General features: G+C 56.1%; 14 protein-coding genes. 4 read left to right on the forward strand and 10 right to left on the reverse strand.

All coding sequences use genetic code 11. The features are described from left to right. The first annotated feature begins 33 nt into the window (after positions 1 to 33). The 4 genes from AC5S16_RS17485 to AC5S16_RS17500 all read left to right on the forward strand — a co-directional run bounded on the left by AC5S16_RS17485 (position 34) and on the right by AC5S16_RS17500 (position 2,981). Entirely contained in the window at positions 34 to 933 is a 900-nt protein-coding gene (locus AC5S16_RS17485; protein ID WP_493931389.1) for an Fpg/Nei family DNA glycosylase, read from the forward strand. A 238-nt stretch (positions 934 to 1,171) separates the two neighbouring features. Beyond that, complete coding sequence (locus AC5S16_RS17490) at positions 1,172 to 1,693, forward strand: hypothetical protein (protein WP_493931390.1); 522 nt, start codon at positions 1,172 to 1,174, stop codon at positions 1,691 to 1,693. Then, complete coding sequence (locus tag AC5S16_RS17495) at positions 1,690 to 2,085, forward strand: DoxX-like family protein (protein ID WP_493931391.1); 396 nt, start codon at positions 1,690 to 1,692, stop codon at positions 2,083 to 2,085. The genes AC5S16_RS17490 and AC5S16_RS17495 overlap by 4 nt, the downstream gene beginning before the upstream one ends. Then, positions 2,082 to 2,981: a BtaA family protein gene (locus AC5S16_RS17500; RefSeq protein WP_493931392.1), complete on the forward strand. Its 900-nt coding sequence runs from the start codon at positions 2,082 to 2,084 to the stop codon at positions 2,979 to 2,981. The genes AC5S16_RS17495 and AC5S16_RS17500 overlap by 4 nt, the downstream gene beginning before the upstream one ends. On the opposite strand, the gene AC5S16_RS17505 is transcribed toward AC5S16_RS17500, so the two are convergent. From AC5S16_RS17505 to AC5S16_RS17550, 10 genes are all read right to left on the reverse strand, one after another. Beyond that, entirely contained in the window at positions 2,975 to 4,408 is a 1,434-nt protein-coding gene (locus AC5S16_RS17505; protein ID WP_493931393.1) for a NapC/NirT family cytochrome c, read from the reverse strand. The genes AC5S16_RS17500 and AC5S16_RS17505 overlap by 7 nt on opposite strands. 3 nt (positions 4,409 to 4,411) lie before the next feature. Then, complete coding sequence (locus AC5S16_RS17510) at positions 4,412 to 4,735, reverse strand: c-type cytochrome (protein ID WP_493931394.1); 324 nt, start codon at positions 4,733 to 4,735, stop codon at positions 4,412 to 4,414. A 20-nt stretch (positions 4,736 to 4,755) separates the two neighbouring features. Next, entirely contained in the window at positions 4,756 to 6,969 is a 2,214-nt protein-coding gene (locus AC5S16_RS17515) for a hypothetical protein (RefSeq protein WP_493931395.1), read from the reverse strand. Between the two features lie 13 nt (positions 6,970 to 6,982). Then, positions 6,983 to 7,924, reverse strand: coding sequence for a DmsE family decaheme c-type cytochrome (locus AC5S16_RS17520; RefSeq protein WP_493931396.1), 942 nt, complete (start codon positions 7,922 to 7,924; stop codon positions 6,983 to 6,985). A gap of 110 nt (positions 7,925 to 8,034) precedes the next feature. Next, positions 8,035 to 8,535 carry a HyaD/HybD family hydrogenase maturation endopeptidase gene (locus AC5S16_RS17525; protein ID WP_493931397.1) on the reverse strand — a complete coding sequence of 167 codons (501 nt, stop codon included), beginning with the start codon at positions 8,533 to 8,535 and terminating at the stop codon, positions 8,035 to 8,037. Continuing rightward, positions 8,532 to 9,275: a Ni/Fe-hydrogenase, b-type cytochrome subunit gene (cybH, locus tag AC5S16_RS17530; protein WP_493931398.1), complete on the reverse strand. Its 744-nt coding sequence runs from the start codon at positions 9,273 to 9,275 to the stop codon at positions 8,532 to 8,534. Before cybH ends, AC5S16_RS17525 begins: the two co-directional genes overlap by 4 nt. Positions 9,276 to 9,287: 12 nt before the next feature. Next, positions 9,288 to 11,003 (reverse strand): nickel-dependent hydrogenase large subunit, encoded by a 1,716-nt coding sequence (locus AC5S16_RS17535; protein ID WP_493931399.1) that lies wholly within the window; start codon positions 11,001 to 11,003, stop codon positions 9,288 to 9,290. Further along, entirely contained in the window at positions 11,004 to 12,134 is a 1,131-nt protein-coding gene (locus AC5S16_RS17540; protein ID WP_493931400.1) for a hydrogenase small subunit, read from the reverse strand. A gap of 182 nt (positions 12,135 to 12,316) precedes the next feature. Beyond that, a complete protein-coding gene (locus AC5S16_RS17545; protein ID WP_493931401.1) occupies positions 12,317 to 12,610 on the reverse strand; it encodes a hypothetical protein in 294 nt (97 codons plus the stop codon). A 330-nt stretch (positions 12,611 to 12,940) separates the two neighbouring features. Beyond that, positions 12,941 to 16,669: a TonB-dependent receptor gene (locus tag AC5S16_RS17550; RefSeq protein WP_493931402.1), complete on the reverse strand. Its 3,729-nt coding sequence runs from the start codon at positions 16,667 to 16,669 to the stop codon at positions 12,941 to 12,943. Positions 16,670 to 17,025 lie beyond the last annotated feature (356 nt).

A 17,025-nucleotide genomic window follows, 5' to 3' on the forward strand; every position in this document is an offset into this window, starting at 1 on the left:
CAAAATCGCAGATGATGCCTGCAAGCTGATACCGTGCCGGAACTGCCTGACATTGCCGCATACATCAGCGCGTTGGAGCCGCGCATCGTGGGCCAGCCGCTGGAGCAGGTTCGGATAGGGAGCGCGTTTCTGCTGCGGACGGTGAAGCCCTCCATCACAGATGTGGAAGGCCACGTGGTGCGCGAGCTGCGGCGCGTCGGCAAGCGCATTGCGATTGGCGTCGACAACGATCTCTGGGTCGTGCTTCACCTGATGATTGCCGGGCGGCTGCACTGGAAGCCTCCGAAGGCAAAGCTGGCAGGGCGCAACAATCTTGCGGCATTTGATTTTCCCAATGGGTCGCTGGTGCTGACAGAGGCGGGAACGAAGCGCCGCGCTTCACTGCACATTCTGAGCGGCGAAGAGGGTTTGCATTCGGTTGACCCTGGCGGAGTGGATGTATTCTCGATCGATCTCGATGCTTTTCGCGCGGCACTCACTGCTGAGAACCGGACGCTGAAGCGCGCGCTTACCGATCCTCGCATCTTGAGCGGCATCGGCAACGCATATTCCGACGAGATCCTGCACGCGGCGCAGCTTTCTCCGATTACGCTGACGCACAAGTTGAAACCTGATGAATGGGAGCGGCTATTTGCCGCAACACGCGATACTTTACAGCTCTGGATTGACCGGCTGCAGGCAGAGGCGAATGCCGAATTCCCTGAGAAGGTGACTGCATTCCGAAAAGACATGGCCGTGCATGGGCGATATGGAGAGCCATGCCCGAGATGCGGTGAAAAAGTGCAGCGCATCCGCTATGCAGACAACGAAACAAACTATTGCGCGCATTGCCAGACAGGCGGAAAAGTTCTTGCTGACCGCAGCCTGTCGCGGTTGTTAGGCGCAGACTGGCCGCGCACACTTGATGAGCTTGAAGCGCTCAAGCGTAAGTGAATTGGTCATCGCTTTCCGCTTGCGCTTGACCATATGCCCACCTGTATCCGACAACACAGCGTGTGATCCACATCACACGGAGATTGCAACACTCTCCAGTACAGTGAGCTTCTGGTTCGGTTCAGATGGAGTGTGTGTCATGGCAAATGGCTCATGTGCTGAGGCCCCTGTGTCTGTCGCGCAGGCACGAGGCATGATACGAGGATGGTGCAGGTTTGCAAGCCTGGTCTTCGGAGGCATGCCGGAAAATGAATCGGTAGCAACGCGGGTTTATTGTGAAGCTGCTCCGGAAGTGGTCTGGCGACAAATTCAGTTCTATGAAGAAGTGCCGGGCAAGCCACCTCTACTTCTTTCCTTATTCCTTTGTCCTCTAGGAACGGATGGCGACAAGTCGAAAGTGGGCGCGAGGATTCTGTGCCGATACAAGCATGGAAACCTGGTGAAACGGATTACTGCTTTTGAGATGCCGAACATGATCCGGTTTAAGGTGACGGAGCAGCATCTGGGGATCGAAGATTGTGTTGTCGCACGGAACGGTTCTTATCAGGTCCGACGCTTTGGCGCTGGCTCTGAGATTGTGTTGACCACTCACTATCTGGCCTACCTGTATCCGCGCTGGCTGTGGCGTCCGATGGAAAGATTGGCGCTACACCAGCTCCATAGCCATATTCTCAATGGCATGCGCAAGGCGATTGCGGTTGATGCGGAAACAACTGGTATGCCTGTGATGGAATGTGTCTGTGGAGGAGACAAGGTGTGAACAGCATTGCGATCATGTTCCCTCCGCTGGTGGTGATACGAAGCGCGATCGCAGCCGTATGGATCTATGAAGGGTTGTGGTGCAAGGTGCTCGGCCGGCTGCCATCCCAGGCAGAAGTAGTAGCAGCAGTGCCGTTGCTCGGGCCGCGATTTGGATGGGCATTTTTAAGACTGCTCGGCATAGTGGAAACCGGACTGGGACTCTGGGCTCTGTCGGGAGTTGCGCCGGGCGCATGCGCGATAACGCAGGTCGTGCTTCTGGTTATTTTGAATGCAAACGGGCTCATGTGGGCACGGCAGAGGATTCACGATCCTGCAGGCATGGTCATCAAGAATATTGCCTTTCTCGTGCTGGTATGGGTTTCGGGCGCTGCTCCCGGAGCTCAACCGTGAATGCTGAGAATGCTGACACAGCATGGAACGCGGGCCGCCTGGATTCATTACGAGGTCCGCGCAGACTTCTGTTTGGACAAATGTATGAAGACGCGGAAGTGGAGCGCGAGATCTTTCGGGGAAAGGGGAGAATCTTTTCGATTGCCTCTGCGGGAGACACGGCGATGCTTTTGTCGAACGAGCATGAAGTTGTTGCCTGCGATATCAATCCAGTACAGCTTGCATATGCCGAGCGCCGGGCGAATGGTGGGCGTGTAGAAACAGGCGATGCTGAGCGTGTGATGCGCTATGCGCGTTCCTTCATGCCGCTGGTCGGCTGGCGAGAAAAGACGGTGCAGGCATTTCTAGAGCTTTCAGATGTAAGCAAACAGCCGGCGTTCTGGCGCCGGCATCTTGATACATGGCGTTTCCGATCTGGGTTTGATGTACTGATGTCCCGCGCCATGCTGCGCGCAGTGTACTCGCCGCAGTTTCTCCTGGGCTTACCGTCGCAGTTTGGAACGGTGATGCGAAAGCGGCTGGAGCAGGGTTTTGCGCGGCACGCGAACGCTTCCAACCCCTATATCCATGCGCTGCTGCTTGGGGAAAAGATCAGCGCTCCGAAAGCAGTGGGGGCAAATATCCAGTTTGTTGCAGGGGACGCGGCATCGGTACTCGAAGCGTGCCCGCCTGCATCGTTTGCGGGATTTACGCTGTCGAACATTCTGGATGGGGCGACGGCGGTATACAGTGAACGACTGAAGCGGGCGGTACGCCGTGCAGCGGGCGATGATGCGGTCGTTGCTCTTCGGAGCTTCGCCGAGCCTTCTATTGCGAACGAAACCAACCGCGCTGAGCAGGACCGCGCGATGCTGTGGGGAGTCGTGGAGGTTCTCAACGCGCGGGAGTTTTATTGAAGACCAAGATCAGCCAGCTGTTTGGGGTTGGCCTCGTCAGTTGCCAGCAGGTTATGACAGACAGAACAGTCGTTGTTGATGCTGCTCTTGCCATCCTTTGTATTGTGGCTGCCGTCGTGGCAGCGGAAGCATCCAGGATAAGCATTGTGGCCGATGTTGTTCGGATGCGTTCCCCATGTAACCTTCATGAAGGGAAAGACATTTTTGCTGTAAATGCCGGCGAGGGTCTGCGCGGCCTGGTCGATCCTGGCGCGCTGCTGTGTCCAGACGTCCGGATACTGCGAGCTGTAGAACTTTTCGAGGCCGGCGGTGATCTGTGATGTGGCCTCTGACTGCGAAGCATAGCTGGCCTTGATGAGGGCAAGTCCCTGCTTATGCACAAAAGGCAGCGAGGCATCAGGAGATCCTTTCCCCATTGCCTTGTTGAGAGCATCTTCAGGCGTGTCGAAGGAGTGAGCTGCGCGGTTGTGGCAATCGAGGCAATCCATCTGACGCTTCTCACCCGCAACGGGCGCCTTGGCATCTGCTGAGAGATACTCAGTCGTTGAGCCATTGTCATTGACTTTGCCAACCCAGGGGATGGTCTGGTTGCCGGTATCGGTAGCGATGTATTCGATGCGGCCCATGTGCGCTCCATGAATCCCGCTCAGATGACCGAACTGATCGCGCCCGCCAATATGCAGCAGAACGAGCGAATGCGTGACCGAGTTCTTTTCATCGTCGCCATAGGAGGTTTTTACCAGCAGACGATCTCCGATGTACTTCTCCGGATTATGGCAGTTCAGGCAAGTGGTACGCGCTGCGGGAATTTTGTTTTCCGCCATGATGGGACGCGGGTATGAATCAAACACAACTTGAAAGAGCTGTTTTGTGCCATTGACCTTGGCGTGGATGAAGCCTGGAATTCCGGAAGCGATGTGGCATTCGGTGCAGGCGACGTGCGCGTGAGATGACACAGGGTAAGCAGTCCATTCCGGAGCCATGACGTGACAGGCCTGACCGCAGAAGCTTGATGTGTCCATGTAGGCGACGCCGCGATAACTCGCAGTGCCTACGATGACGAAGTTGATGAAGGTCGCGATGAGCACGAAGTCGACAGCATGACGAAAGACAGGATCGCTTAAATCAATCTTTGGATAAACAGAAGGCAACTGGCCGGCAACACGGAGACGGCGCCGCCTGAGCCAGATGCCAATAGGGATAAGGACCAGTCCAAGGATGAACAGAGCAGGCAGACAGAGATCAATGATGATGCCGACATAAGGATTCGATGGGCCACCGTGGCCGAAGACATCGATTACCCAGAATCCAATCAGGACAAGAGCCGACGCTGTCGTAAGAGCGCCGCCAAGCAGGCTCAGCGGATTGTTCCCGAGGAAGACAAGCGGCTGGAGCCAGTTTTCCCTGAATCGTCCCAGTGGCGTCATAGCTTATTTCTTCTGCAAAGTGCGGATGTAGACGACGAGATCCTTGATTTGCGCATCTGTCAGCTTTCCGGAATACGCGGGCATTTTGCCTTTGCCATTCTTTGTGGCGGCGATAAGATCGGCGTCCGATGCCTTGACGATGTCGGGTGAGTTGAAGGGCAGGGCCTTCATCGATTTTCCTGCCGGTGTGCTGCCCGATCCATCGGCGGCATGGCACATGGCGCATTTCGTCTTATAGAGGTCTGCAGCCTCGTTTTGCGCGAGCGCGGGAAAAGAAGCAGAAGCTGCAATGAGCGGAATTGCGGCCGTTCTGAAAATCGTCTTCATTATCGAATCTCCTTTGTGAGTCAGAATTCATAGTGCATACCGAGCGTATAGACATTACCACGGAAACTGCGTGGCAAGGTTGGTCCGATGGGTGAGCCTTCTCCGTAGCTGTAGTAGTTCCAGTCCGCCTTCCAGATCCATCCGCGAGCAAGAGTCCAGGCGACGTTTGCATAGGGAGACTGGAACTGGGACTGGAGCGAGCCGGGAGCCTGTCGTGGGTTGAGGAATTCCGTTGTTCCATCGACGGCACTCATGCGATAGCCAAGGCTCGAGTGAAATTTCTTTACCGGAGCCAGCGTGATGCCGATCGATCCATATTGTGTTGGAGCGTCGTAGTAGCCGTTGCCGAGCAAGGTATTGGAGCCGCATCCTGTTCCGGTGGGAACGGGCGCTGCTCCGGAAGGAGCCGGTGTAGCGGTGTAGCAGAGGAGAGACGTCCGGGAAAAGACATCGAGATATCCATAGCTAAGCTCCAGCCCGTAGTGTTCGTTAGGCATGAGCGAGGCGCTGATGGTGGCGCTTCGGCTATGGTCCAGATGATTCACGAGCAGAACATTATTCCGCCGCTCAAGGTCGTTGAAGGTGCCTGAGATCGTCGCCCAATCCTTGGGTTTGTAACTGGCGCGAAGCTGATAGTGCTGCAGCGCTCGCGGGCTGACCTGGGTATAGGTCCTGTTGGCATACGAAGCTTCCACGCTTCCGTTGATCCGCCATTGAGGCGTGGGCCGTAAAGCCACTCCCAGAATTCCGCCGTTCTCATGGATGCTGAGCTTGTAGGCAGTTCCATCCTCCAAAGCATCAGTTGCCAGAGGCATGCTGCGGTCGATATCGCGGGAGCGGTAGCGATAGCCGAGAGAGATGCTGGCCTTTGGTGAGACTTCCCATGCGGCTGTCAGCATATTGGTTTCTGTCTTCATGCTGAGATTGTTGTGCGTTGAGGTGATATCAGGTTCCGACGGTGCTCCCGGAGCGTTCAGCATGGAGGTGCCGGCCTGGTCTACTTCGGACAGAGTGTTGTCTGCTGGCTGGCGGAAGTTCCAGAAGTCGTATTGTTCAGACAGGCTGATTTTGTCCGAGACTTTCCATACGATGCCGAGATCAGCGGAGACATTGATGCGCTGTCCCTTGGAAAATCCGGTGGTTGTCGATGCGCGCAGGCGCGTTCTGCTTTCGCTGCCGTTGAAGTATTCGAGGTAATCCGGCAGGTTCATGCTGGCGCCGGTGTAGTGAACGCGGCCATTGATCTGGATATTTTTGATATCGGAACTCTGAAAGCGGAACATCTCGGTAGGGAAGAGTGTGCGGGTTGGCGCGTACCGGTAGTACTGAAGATAGCCGTTGCACGTAGGATTTGCAGTTGGCGGCGTGGTTGCGTTGCTGGCAATGGCAGGGCCGCCGGTGCAACTGGGCGCTGTGACATTGTCAAAGCCGATGGTGACAGGAGCGCCATTTGCAAGCTGCAGGTTGAGCCCAGTGAGCTGCCAGTTCGTATTTCCCTTGTAGTGTGTCACGTGTTCTTCGTAAGTCAGCGTGGTTTTTGAGAAGGGCTTCCAGTCGACTGCTCCCATCCAGTTATCCGTGCTGTTGCGCCAGTTTTGCAGCAGCAGAGCTTCGGTGCCGAAATGGACAGAGCTGTAGGTTGGTCCTTGACTGATGTTTTGTGAATATCCGGCGCGAAAACTGACCTTCGAAAGCGGCAGCAGGGTCAGGTTCACATCGGTCATCCGCCTGACCGTGTTGAAGAGATGCGGCGAGCTCAAGACCTGCGGGAAAGTGTAGCCATTCGAAGTTACGCCAGCGGGGATCAATGGATTGGAGAACAGATCGTAATCAAAGTACTGCCGGTCGCGCCGGAAGAGCCCCATAAAGTCATAGAGCTTTCCTTTGGACATGCGGAGGGTAGTGAAGTTGTTGGGGTCGCCTCCGTAGCCGCTGCTTGCAGTCGAGAGCGTGTCGAAGAATGTGTGCTTCGAGCCCTGGACGGCATGCATTTCCAGCGTCTGGCTCAGAATGCGCGGGCCCGACTGGAGATTGACCAGCGTGTCATACATTGCGCCGCTGCCCGAGTAATCCGCGATATGCCCACCCAGATCGATGGTCTGGTGAATCGCATAGCCATACTTGATGGTTTCCTTCGGAGGATTCGTGTCCTGCGCGAGCGCGATGCCGCTCATCAATAACAGAGCGGAAAAGCTGAAGCCTTCGATAATGTGCCGAGAACAAATGGATATCATGGCTCACCTGTCCTCACTTGAAGTAGATATTGCTTGCGTTTGAGCCATGAATTTGCGTATGGCAGTTGGTGCAGGCCACATACTGTGCCGCCTGATTGTGAACCGGTCCAGTTGGCGACACTGCATGCGGGAAGGCGCCCATGTTCGTCTCTGAATGGCACTGCAGGCAGAGCGTGTTTATATTGCTGACGTTCAGCAGGCGCGCATTCGGCGAGCCATGGGGTGAATGGCACGAGGTGCAGCCTTCGGTTTTAACCACAGGATGCTCATATACGAAGGGGCCTGCTGTTTCTGAGTGGCACTTGGTGCAGATGGCATTCTGATCGGCAGTGGACTTCAGCTGCTTGTCCTGGAAAGTGCCATGCGGATCATGACAATCGCTGCAGCTCATCAGGCCTTCGTCCACTTTGTGATGGAAAGGCTGAGCGAAGGCAGGCTTTACATCAGTGTGGCAGGTGTAGCAGAGCTTCGGCTGCGAAACCTTGAGAAGACTTGCTTCGCTCTCAAACTTATGCACGCTGTGGCAGCTCGTGCAGCTTACTTTGGCTTCGCCATGAGGAGAGCGCTCGAAATCGGGATGTGCTGCGGCGTGGCAGCCCAGGCACTTGTCATCGATTTCTTTTGAGGTTGCCTTGGCGAAGCGGAAGATCTTGGTGACGTCTCCGCCTGAGTCGATGTGTGCCTGGCCCGGCCCATGGCAATTCTCGCAGGTGACTCCCTTGCCGCCGTGCATCAGCGCCATCCTGGTATGAGGATTGGCAGAAAACTTATCTGTAAGCTCCTGATGGCAGGTCGCGCAGGCATCGGAGCCGGCAAAGCCTGGGTGCGGTGTTGCGGCAGGAGCGGGCGAAGTTGCCGCCTGCTGGATTCCGGCGCCTGCATCGACTCGCCCGGCCTTCCATAGGAAGCCCGTCATCATCAGCAGCAGCGTCGCGCAGACAAGCCATCGTCTCATCGTCGTCCTCGAGGAGCTTCTTTCTTGGGGAAACTGCTACTGCGCTGGGAAGACAAACCCAGTTGCAATGGAGAGTAAAGGAGGCACCTGTATTTTGTTTGTGACGGGCGTCACAGACCCTGAAATTCTGTATTCCGCTCTGTCTCTGCCTGGTTCTTCCAGTCCACCACCTGAGCCACGGCGGCCTCTACAATGCCGTCCAATGCTGCATGTACGCTGGGCGATAGAGTGACTCCCCAATCGATCGATTCGGGCTGGACGCCCAGCAACACAACCTGTTCCGGCGCATCACCCAGCAATTTCATTGTGCCCAGAAGGTCAGCAAAACCGAGCAAGTGCACACTCTTTGCGATGGGAAGAGCAGCTAGCTCAGAGTCTGCAAATCTGGATAACGTGCCTGGAGACGCGCCTGTATCCACAGCATCGAGCGCGAGCAGGTGGGTCACTCCGTTGAGGGAATGCAGCAGGTCAAGACCAAGCGTGCCGCCTTCGATCATCCGAATGTCGGGACTAAGGCGCTTGTCGGCAACCAGCAGGTGCATGGCGGATATGCCGATGCCATCATCGGTCAGCATTTGGTTGCCGAGACCAAGGACAGCGATTTTCATCATCGCGTCTTCTCTTTGCCGGTCTCGGATGATTCCTGATCGACCAGTTCTCTTGAAACAAATTTCCAGCCGGTGAAGATGCTCTCCATCAGGCCGTTCTTTTGCTCCATCGAAACGAGCACGGCGCTGTAGATGTGGTGGATCACGAACGCCATAAAGATGAACATCACGAAGTAGTGAATGGCGCGGATGTATTGAATATCTATGAGGCGCGGTATCCAGCCCACCAGCAATGTCACAAAGTGGCCGCCGCTCACGACGCTGTAGAGAACAAGGCCAGTGATGCACTCTACAACCAGGAGAAATCCAATGCCGAGATAAGAGGTGGTCGCGAGTGAGTTATGCCCAATCTCAGGAAATGGCTCGCGGCGCCGGTAAGTGTAGTAGAGAACCATGCTGTACATGCTGCGCCATTGCTCCCGCTTGAGCGGAATCCATGCGCGCCAGTGCGACCATTTGTTCCCGGCGAAGAACCAGTAGAGCCGCAGGAGCACGACCGCGATCAGGACGAATCCAAACAGCTCATGCACAAAACGCGCTGTGCCCATCACCCAGGCTCTGGAACCTGTGGCGACGAGGAATGGATCGTGCATATAGAAGCCGGTAATCGTGAGGACCGTTAGCGACAGCACCATCATCCAGTGGGCAATGCGTACCGGCCACTGCCACACATAGATGGGCACGATCTCAACGCTGCCTGTCGCGGACTTCTTCACCTCAGGAGTCTTCGTGATCGTCGCCATAGCATTCTCTTCTCAGACAGCCAATGTTCTGCGGCTGTACGAGCGGCCAGTCGCGTCCACTACATGAACAGCACACGCCAGACAAGGGTCAAAGGAATGCACAGTACGCAGAACTTCGAGAGGCCGCTGCGGGTCTGCGATCGGCGTTTTCAGCAGCGCTGCTTCATAGGCTCCTCTTTGTCCATGAGCATCGCGCGGACCTGCATTCCAGGTTGAAGGAACCACAGCCTGGTAATTTGCGATCTTCTTGTTTTCGATTTCGATCCAGTGGCCGAGAGAACCACGCGGCGCTTCCTCCAGGCCAAATCCCTGGCAGGACTTTGGCCAGCTGTCCGGGTCCCACTTCTCATTGTTGTGGATGCGGACATCTCCATGGGCCATGTTGTCGTCCAGCTGTCGCACCCATGCGGAAAGCTGGTCCACCATAAATTGCGCTTCCAGCGCGCGAGCGGCAATGCGGCCCATGGTGGAGAAGAGCGCCGCGGGCGGTAGATTCAGTTTTGTAAGCGTTCCATCTACCAGCTTCTTGATCTGCTCATTGCCCGAGGCATAGGCCACCAGCGTTCTCGCCAGCGGACCGACTTCCATAGGCTTGTCGTCATAGCGCGGCGACTTCAGCCAGGAGTATTTCTCGTCTGTTTTCAGGTACTCGTAAGGAGGTTTCGGGCCGGAATATTTTGGTTTCGTCTCACCCTGCGAGGGATGCTTGCCAGCCTGATCGCCGCCTGAATACTCATACCAGGAATGTGTCACATATTCAGTTACATTTTTCGGATCGAGAGGGTGCACGGCAGAAAGATCGCGGTTGAGAAGGATGCCGCGCGGAAGAAGAAAGCCTGCTGTGTCCTTGATGCTGCCGCTGGGATAATCTCCGTAAGCCAGGAAATTCCCCAGCCCTTCTCCGTACTGGAACCAGTCGCGATAGAACCCGGCGACGGCCAGCACATCGGGTAGGTATACCTGACTGACAAAGGTCTGGGCCATGGCAACCAGCTGGTTGAGCAGCGTGATGCGCTCAGGGTTGATAACGGCTTCCGGCTCATTGGCATCGATTGACGTAGCCATGCCGCCGACAAGATAGGTCTGCGGATGCGGGTTCTTGCCTCCCAGCACAGCGTGAATGCGAATGAATTCGCGCTGCAGATCGAGCGCTTCAATGTAGTGCGCTACGGCAAGGAGGTTTACTTCCGGCGGCAGCCTGTATGCGGGATGTCCCCAGTCGCCGCTGCTGAACAGGCTGAGCTGATGGCTGGCAACGAGCGCCTTCACGCGGTCCTGCACGCCCTTGAAGTAGGTGGCGCTCGATTTCGGCCAGTCGGAAATAGACTGCGCGATCTGCGAAGTCTTAGCCGGATCAGCCTTGAGCGCCAGTGTCACATCAACCCAGTCCAGCGCATGCAGGTGGTAGAAGTGAATGATGTGATCCTGCACATTTTGTGATCCTGCGATCAGGTTGCGCACCAGGCGGGCATTGTCCGGCACTTCGATCCCCAGGGCATTCTCAACCGCGCGCACAGAAGCGAGAGCATGTACGGTCGTGCAGACGCCGCAGATGCGCTGCGCCCATATCCATGCTTCGCGCGGGTCGCGGCCGCGCAGAATCAGCTCGATGCCGCGGAACATGGTTCCCGAGCTCCATGCATCTGTGACTTCGCGGCCATTCACCTCCGCTTCAATGCGGAGATGGCCTTCGATGCGGGTCACCGGATCAATCACAACGCGCGCCACTTATTTTTCCTCCGTAGAAACAGCCTCTTCCTTCTTTGCCTCCGGGGTTTCTTCGTCCGGCGGATGAATGCGGTTGCGAATCAGGTGGCCGACTCCGTGCGCAGCGGTGGCTGCGGCAACAGCTCCCACGATGGTCCAGCCGATTTCGCCGACGGTAACGTCCACGCCGAATCCAGCCGGATGAGGAAGACGTTCATAGAACGGCGACTTCGTGTCCCAGAAACGAGGCGAAGCGCAGGCAATGCAGCCATGACCGGCCTTGACCGGCCAGCTGGTGGAATCATTCCAGCGGACAGTCGGGCAGTTGTAGGTTGCTTCGGGGCCCTTGCAGCCCATCTTGTAAAGGCACCAGCCTTTGCGATGGCCTTCATCACCCCATGCCTGCACATAGCGTCCAGCGTCGTAGTGGGCGCGGCGCTCGCACTGGTCATGGATGATTTGTCCGTAAGCAAACAGCGGACGGTTGTAGGGATCGAGCGCAGGCATCTCGCCGAAAGTCAGATAATGCACCAGCACTGCCGCTGTGTTTGCCGAGTTGTGCGGACAGCCTCCCAGGTTGACCACCCTGATTCCAGGCACGGCTTCCTGCAAGCCAACTGCTCCTGTGGGATTGGGGTTGGACTTGACCAGGCCTCCATCCCACGCGCATGCTCCGACAGCAATGGTGGCAGCAGCGTTAGTGCAGACCTCGCGGGCAATATCGAGCGCTGTTCGTCCGCCAATGGTGCAGTACACGCCATCGTCCGCTGTGGGAATCGCGCCTTCGACCACAACCAGGTACTTGCCTTTTTCCTCGCGGACGACGCGGTTCAGAGCGCCCTCGGCAGCCTTGCCGTATCCGGCCATGATGGTTTCGTGATATTCCCACGAAAGCGTTTCGAGAACTACGTCTTCCACGGATGGATGCGTGGAACGAAGCATCGATTCCGTGTTGCCCGCGCAGTCCTGAAACTCCAGCCACACCAGGACCGGCTTCCTCTTATCACCCAGCGCATCAGCGATGGCTTCCGCGTAGCTTGACGGCAATGCCAGCGTGGCTGCCATCGCCCCACAGAATTCCAGGAACTGCCGCCGCGAGATGCCCCGCCGTTGACATGCCTCTACTACCGATTCCCCAGTTGGGAGGACCATTCGTGCGCTCCTATCCCCTGCGTAATCACTAATTGTTATGAGGAGTGTCTGTATGTGACGGGCGTCACAATCTTCGGAGCGGAAATGGGCGAGGATGTATTCCCAACTACATGAAGTCAATCAATGGAAGCGGGACCACTGCCGCATGATGGGCGATGCTGTTTAGTTTTGTGGAAACGAACTCAGCCGATCGTTTTGTCAGACATTCCGGCAGCCATGCGTTCGTTCGCCACGCTCATCTGCTTGCGGGCCCTGTTTCTTAAATAGAACGGCACTATAAACATCAGCGGAATGTCCAGGAGCAGAACCGGTTGCTTGAATACGCTGGATGCAGCGATCGAGAGTGCGATCGCTGCAAACCATCCATAGACACAGAGTACCTGCGTGAGGTTGGGTTTTGTCTTCTCCAGAACGTAATAGTGCGAGCGGTTGTAAACGCCAAGATACATCGAGTTGCCCGAATGGCTGATCCTCATGCTGCGCAGGGGGACGATAGGATATAGGCGAGAACAATCCAATCCGTCGTTACATAAGAGCCATCGGGTCGAAAGTCACGGGCTCCATACAAGTGTGTGCCAAATCCATTCAGGGTAAACGGCATAAGCCTCGCTCACTAAAGGAATCCAGGGGACAGGCATTATGCTCGCGAGAAAAGCTCACCAAACGGTAAATGGGAAGTGAAATTTCCTCGAATCTTCATCAACCATGAATCACAAATCCCTGACCCGTCAGTGCAAGCTTGCGCAGGTTCAGATGCATACCCTGTGCAGATGATGCATGCGTGTACCGCCAGTTTGTCGTTTCGTTTAAAACTCGAGCCGCGCTGCAAACTGGGCCAGGCGTTTGTTCGTGAGCAGCACGGTAGCTTGTCCAAAATTAGGAGCGTTATCCATAGTCGCGCTGATGGAATGCGAATCAAAGCGAACGCTGTTCGTTACGTTGAACATCTCCCAGCGAAGCTGCAGTTTTGCGCGCTCGGTGATGGCGAATGACTTGTTCAGACCCGTGTCCCAGTCATAATATCCATCGCCTCGCAAGGGATTGCGCGTTCCCGACCCGCCCGGCAGGGTGAAGTCAAAGGAAGCAAAGACCGCAGCCGGGTCGGCAAAGCGTTGCGTCAGGCGCCCGCGTTTGGCAGCCCGCGAAGGAATCGGTGCCACCTGCGTTGCGAAGCCCTGAATGTCCCAGTTTGTCGGATAGTAGGCGCCGTTATTCACCAGGAAGGGGAAGCCGCTCGTCCAGCGAATAATGCCCGTCGTCTGCCATCCGCCAATGAACAGGTTGGCCAGCCTGCTTGCGTTCGCCCCAAAATGCTGCCCGCGGCCGAAGGGTAGTTCCCAGATGTAGTTGGAATTGATCTGGTGCCGCGCATCGTAGTCAGAAACGCCATAAAGCTGGTTCGGCTCCCAGGTATTCATGATCTGCGCATAGTTAGTGCTGCCGGAACTGTTGAGCCGCTCGGCCTGTGACGTGATATCCATCGACTTCGACAACGTGTAGTTGAAGTCCGCCTGCAACCCTGCTCCAAATTGCTGGCGGTATACGACCTGCAGCGCATGGTAGTTCGAGTATCCGATCGAACGCCACGCATACAGCGCCGAATATTGGTCGTGATAAAAGCGAAACGATGGATACGTTCCATTCGGATTTACTCCGGCGCCGCTCAAAGAATCCGGCGCGTCCAGTTCAAACAGGGCATACGTTTCGTTATATCGATTCTGCTCGAACAGCTGGTACACATTCTGCGTCGCGGTTGCCGGACCATATCCCAATCCAATATCTACTCCATCGAGCTGCGGGAAAAGTGTCTCCCAGTAAGGCACCGGCTGTACTGCGCTCACTGGAACCTTCGCTCGGCCCAGCTTCGCCATCTGTGCCGCGGGGCCGAAGTAAGACGTGCCCGCCGCGACTAGGTTAATCGGCATGGCCACATCTTCCTGTGCCAGCAGGCGATGCGCGAGACGTCCTACATAAGAAATCTCAAGTGAAGACCCGTTGCGCAGCTCACGCTGGATCGAAAAGTCAATCAAGTGTGAATACGGCGTTTTGATCTTGCTGTCCAGCCCCCAGCTGATGGCAAACTGCGTCTGACTCGGTACTGCGGGAAATCCGCCGGCAGGGGCCGCTGGAAGCAGGCCAGCCGGAATCGTATAAAGATCAGTGAATCGCGGAGCGCTTGCAATGTTTACAGTTCCCGGCGCGTTCGACAGATTCGTCGATAAGCCGAATGAGCCGGTTGTATCGAAGGCATTCACCGTTGCTGCGCCAAAGTGGTCGTAGACCAGCGAGTAGCCCGCGCGAATGCTGCTCTTGCCGTTACCGAAAATACTGTTCCAGAACCCGCTGTCTGGCGTAGGCGAATAAGCCAGCGCTACCCGCGGACCGATGTCATTCTTCTCCATGTTCCAGAAATCGGGCCGGTGATTGTAGCGGCCGTTCAAGTCAAACGCCACTTCGCCGATTGCATTCGCGGAGCCGCCTTGAATCGCCTGCTGTGCGCTGTCTTTATAGTAGTCGGTCAGCGCATACGGCTTGCATATACCCGCGCTGATCATGCAGGTTCCCACCTGCGTGCCGCTTGTCTCGGCAGGAGGCTGCAACAGCGACCAGCGCAGACCATAGGTGAGCGTAAGATTCTTCAGCGCCTTCCAGGAATCCTGTGCGTAAAATTCGTACTCGTTCCAGCGGTAATCACGCTTCAGCACTGTTCCTAAAGGAAGCGCCGTGCCTTGCTTGGTGTAGTTGTAAATAGCATCGCCTTCCGTCACGATGCCAACCAGCCCCAGCAGTGCATCATTGTATTGGTTCGTGAAAACCTGGCTTACCGCCGGATAGCCATAAGCTTCGGGATCGAAGGGTCCGTTATTGCCCGCTACTGTCGAACCATTCGAGAGCCACCCTTGATTCATCTGGCCATCCGGATACGAGTTCGCATCGCTCGTTCTCTGGTCGTCGATCAGGCGGATATTCACGCCGAACGCAAAGCTGTGATCGTGCTTCGTCCAGGAGAGATCGTCGACAATGTTGTGCACCGGAATGATGTACGAAGTGCTGCGCGAGAACGATTGCGGATCGGCGACAGCGGCCAGATAAACATGCGGCTGCTTGGATACGCCTGCGTCATCCACGCCCTGCCTCGTGAATCCATAGCGCAGCGTATTCACCAGGTTCGGAGTAATGACTGCGGTATAGCCTGCCGCCATGCCCTTGCTGTTCGTCAGCGTAGAGCTGGATGGGGGCTGCCCTGGAAACACTGGCGCAGTCGGCTCATCATCGTTCTGCAGGTTCCCGCGCCAGAAGACCGTGTGGTTGCCGTTGTGTGTAATGTTCCAGTCCAGACGAGCAATGTAGGTGTTGTAGCTGCGCTGCAGCGTATAAGGAAAGCGATAGCCGGCGGTGTTATAGGTATCGCCCTGGGTCGGATCATTCGCCTGCGGATACTTCGAATAAATCTGCAGAATGTTCTGGTTCGCGCCAATGCCCTGCGGGTCCATAGCCTGAATCTGCTGTGGCGTGAGATTGAAGACAGAGCCGTCTGCCGTTTGATATTGAATGTTGCCCGCGCGGAAGCTGGGCAGCGGCACGGTTCCTGCATTCACGCTCTGCCCTTCAGTATCACGGCGCCCTTCATAGTTCAGAAAATAGAAGAGCTGGTCACGCCTGATTGGGCCGCCTACAGCGGCTCCAAAGACATTGCGGATTAATTTCGGAGGAGTATTCGGCTCTCCTGCTGCCAGCTGTTGCTGCTTGTTGAAGAAATCATTTGCTTCAAAAAGATTGCTGCGGTTGTACTCGTAGACCGCGCCGTGAATCTGGTTGGTTCCGCTTCTTGTGATGAGGCCAACCTGCGCTCCCGAGGAGCGTCCCTCTGCTGCATCTGGATTGCTGGTGGTCACGCGAAATTCGCCGACCGAATCCTGGGTGACGCGCAGCACGCTCGTAAACGCATAGCCGTTGTTGATGTCATTGACGTCGACGCCATCGAGCGTGATGTTCGACTGGTCGCTTCGTCCGCCATTCACAGCGCCGCTGCGCGAATCTGTACCGCTATTTCCGGCTGCATTCGTTCCGTTATATTCATCGGTGCGGCCCAGATACGTTACGCCAGGCTGCAGGCTCAGCAGGTCCGGCACGTTGCGACCCTCAATTGGCAGCGATTGAATCTGTTTTTCCGCAAAGGCATTGCCCAGCGTAGCGTCCGTAGTATTCAGGTCAGGCTGCACGTTCGTGCTCACTTCAACCTTCTGCGTTACAGAAGCCACCGTCAGCACCACATCTTCCGTCGCAGGCTGACCGACCAGCAGATTCATACCCTGCTTCTCAACCGGAGCGAATCCTTCAGCATTCACCGTCAGCGTATATTGCCCCGGGGCTAACTGCAGAAATTGATATTCGCCGCTTGCGTCGGTCGTTCCCCGCCGGGCCACGCCAGTTGCTGCAAGATTTAAGCTGATCTGAGCTCCGGGTACGACTGCTCCGCTTGCATCCGTCACATGGCCGCGCAGGGAGGTGGTTGCCTGTCCCCAGATAGACATCGAACAACATCCAATGGAAATAGCGAAAACGAATACGCTGCGAATGAATCGCATCTGGTCTCCTCAATAACTCATGAAAGGTAGAACCGGCTCTGCGGGCCCGTTTCTATATGTCCCAGGTGTTTCCCTTGCCAAAAGATGCCTCGGGAAAGGTGTCTTCCTTTTTACACCAAATCAGAATTCCAGTGACGCCTGGACTACTGCTTCAACTGGCTGGGAAGCGCTAGCCGCCAATGTCCCGCCTGGAGAGACAGCTTCCTATCCTGGGGGAACTCTCATCGACGAGTGGAAACGTTTCTATATTGGGATTTGGAACGCTTTCGGTAGTTCCTTAACCAGGGACAGGCTTGCTCAGC

The sequence above is a fragment of the Acidobacterium sp. FHG110202_01 genome (assembly GCF_059115305.1).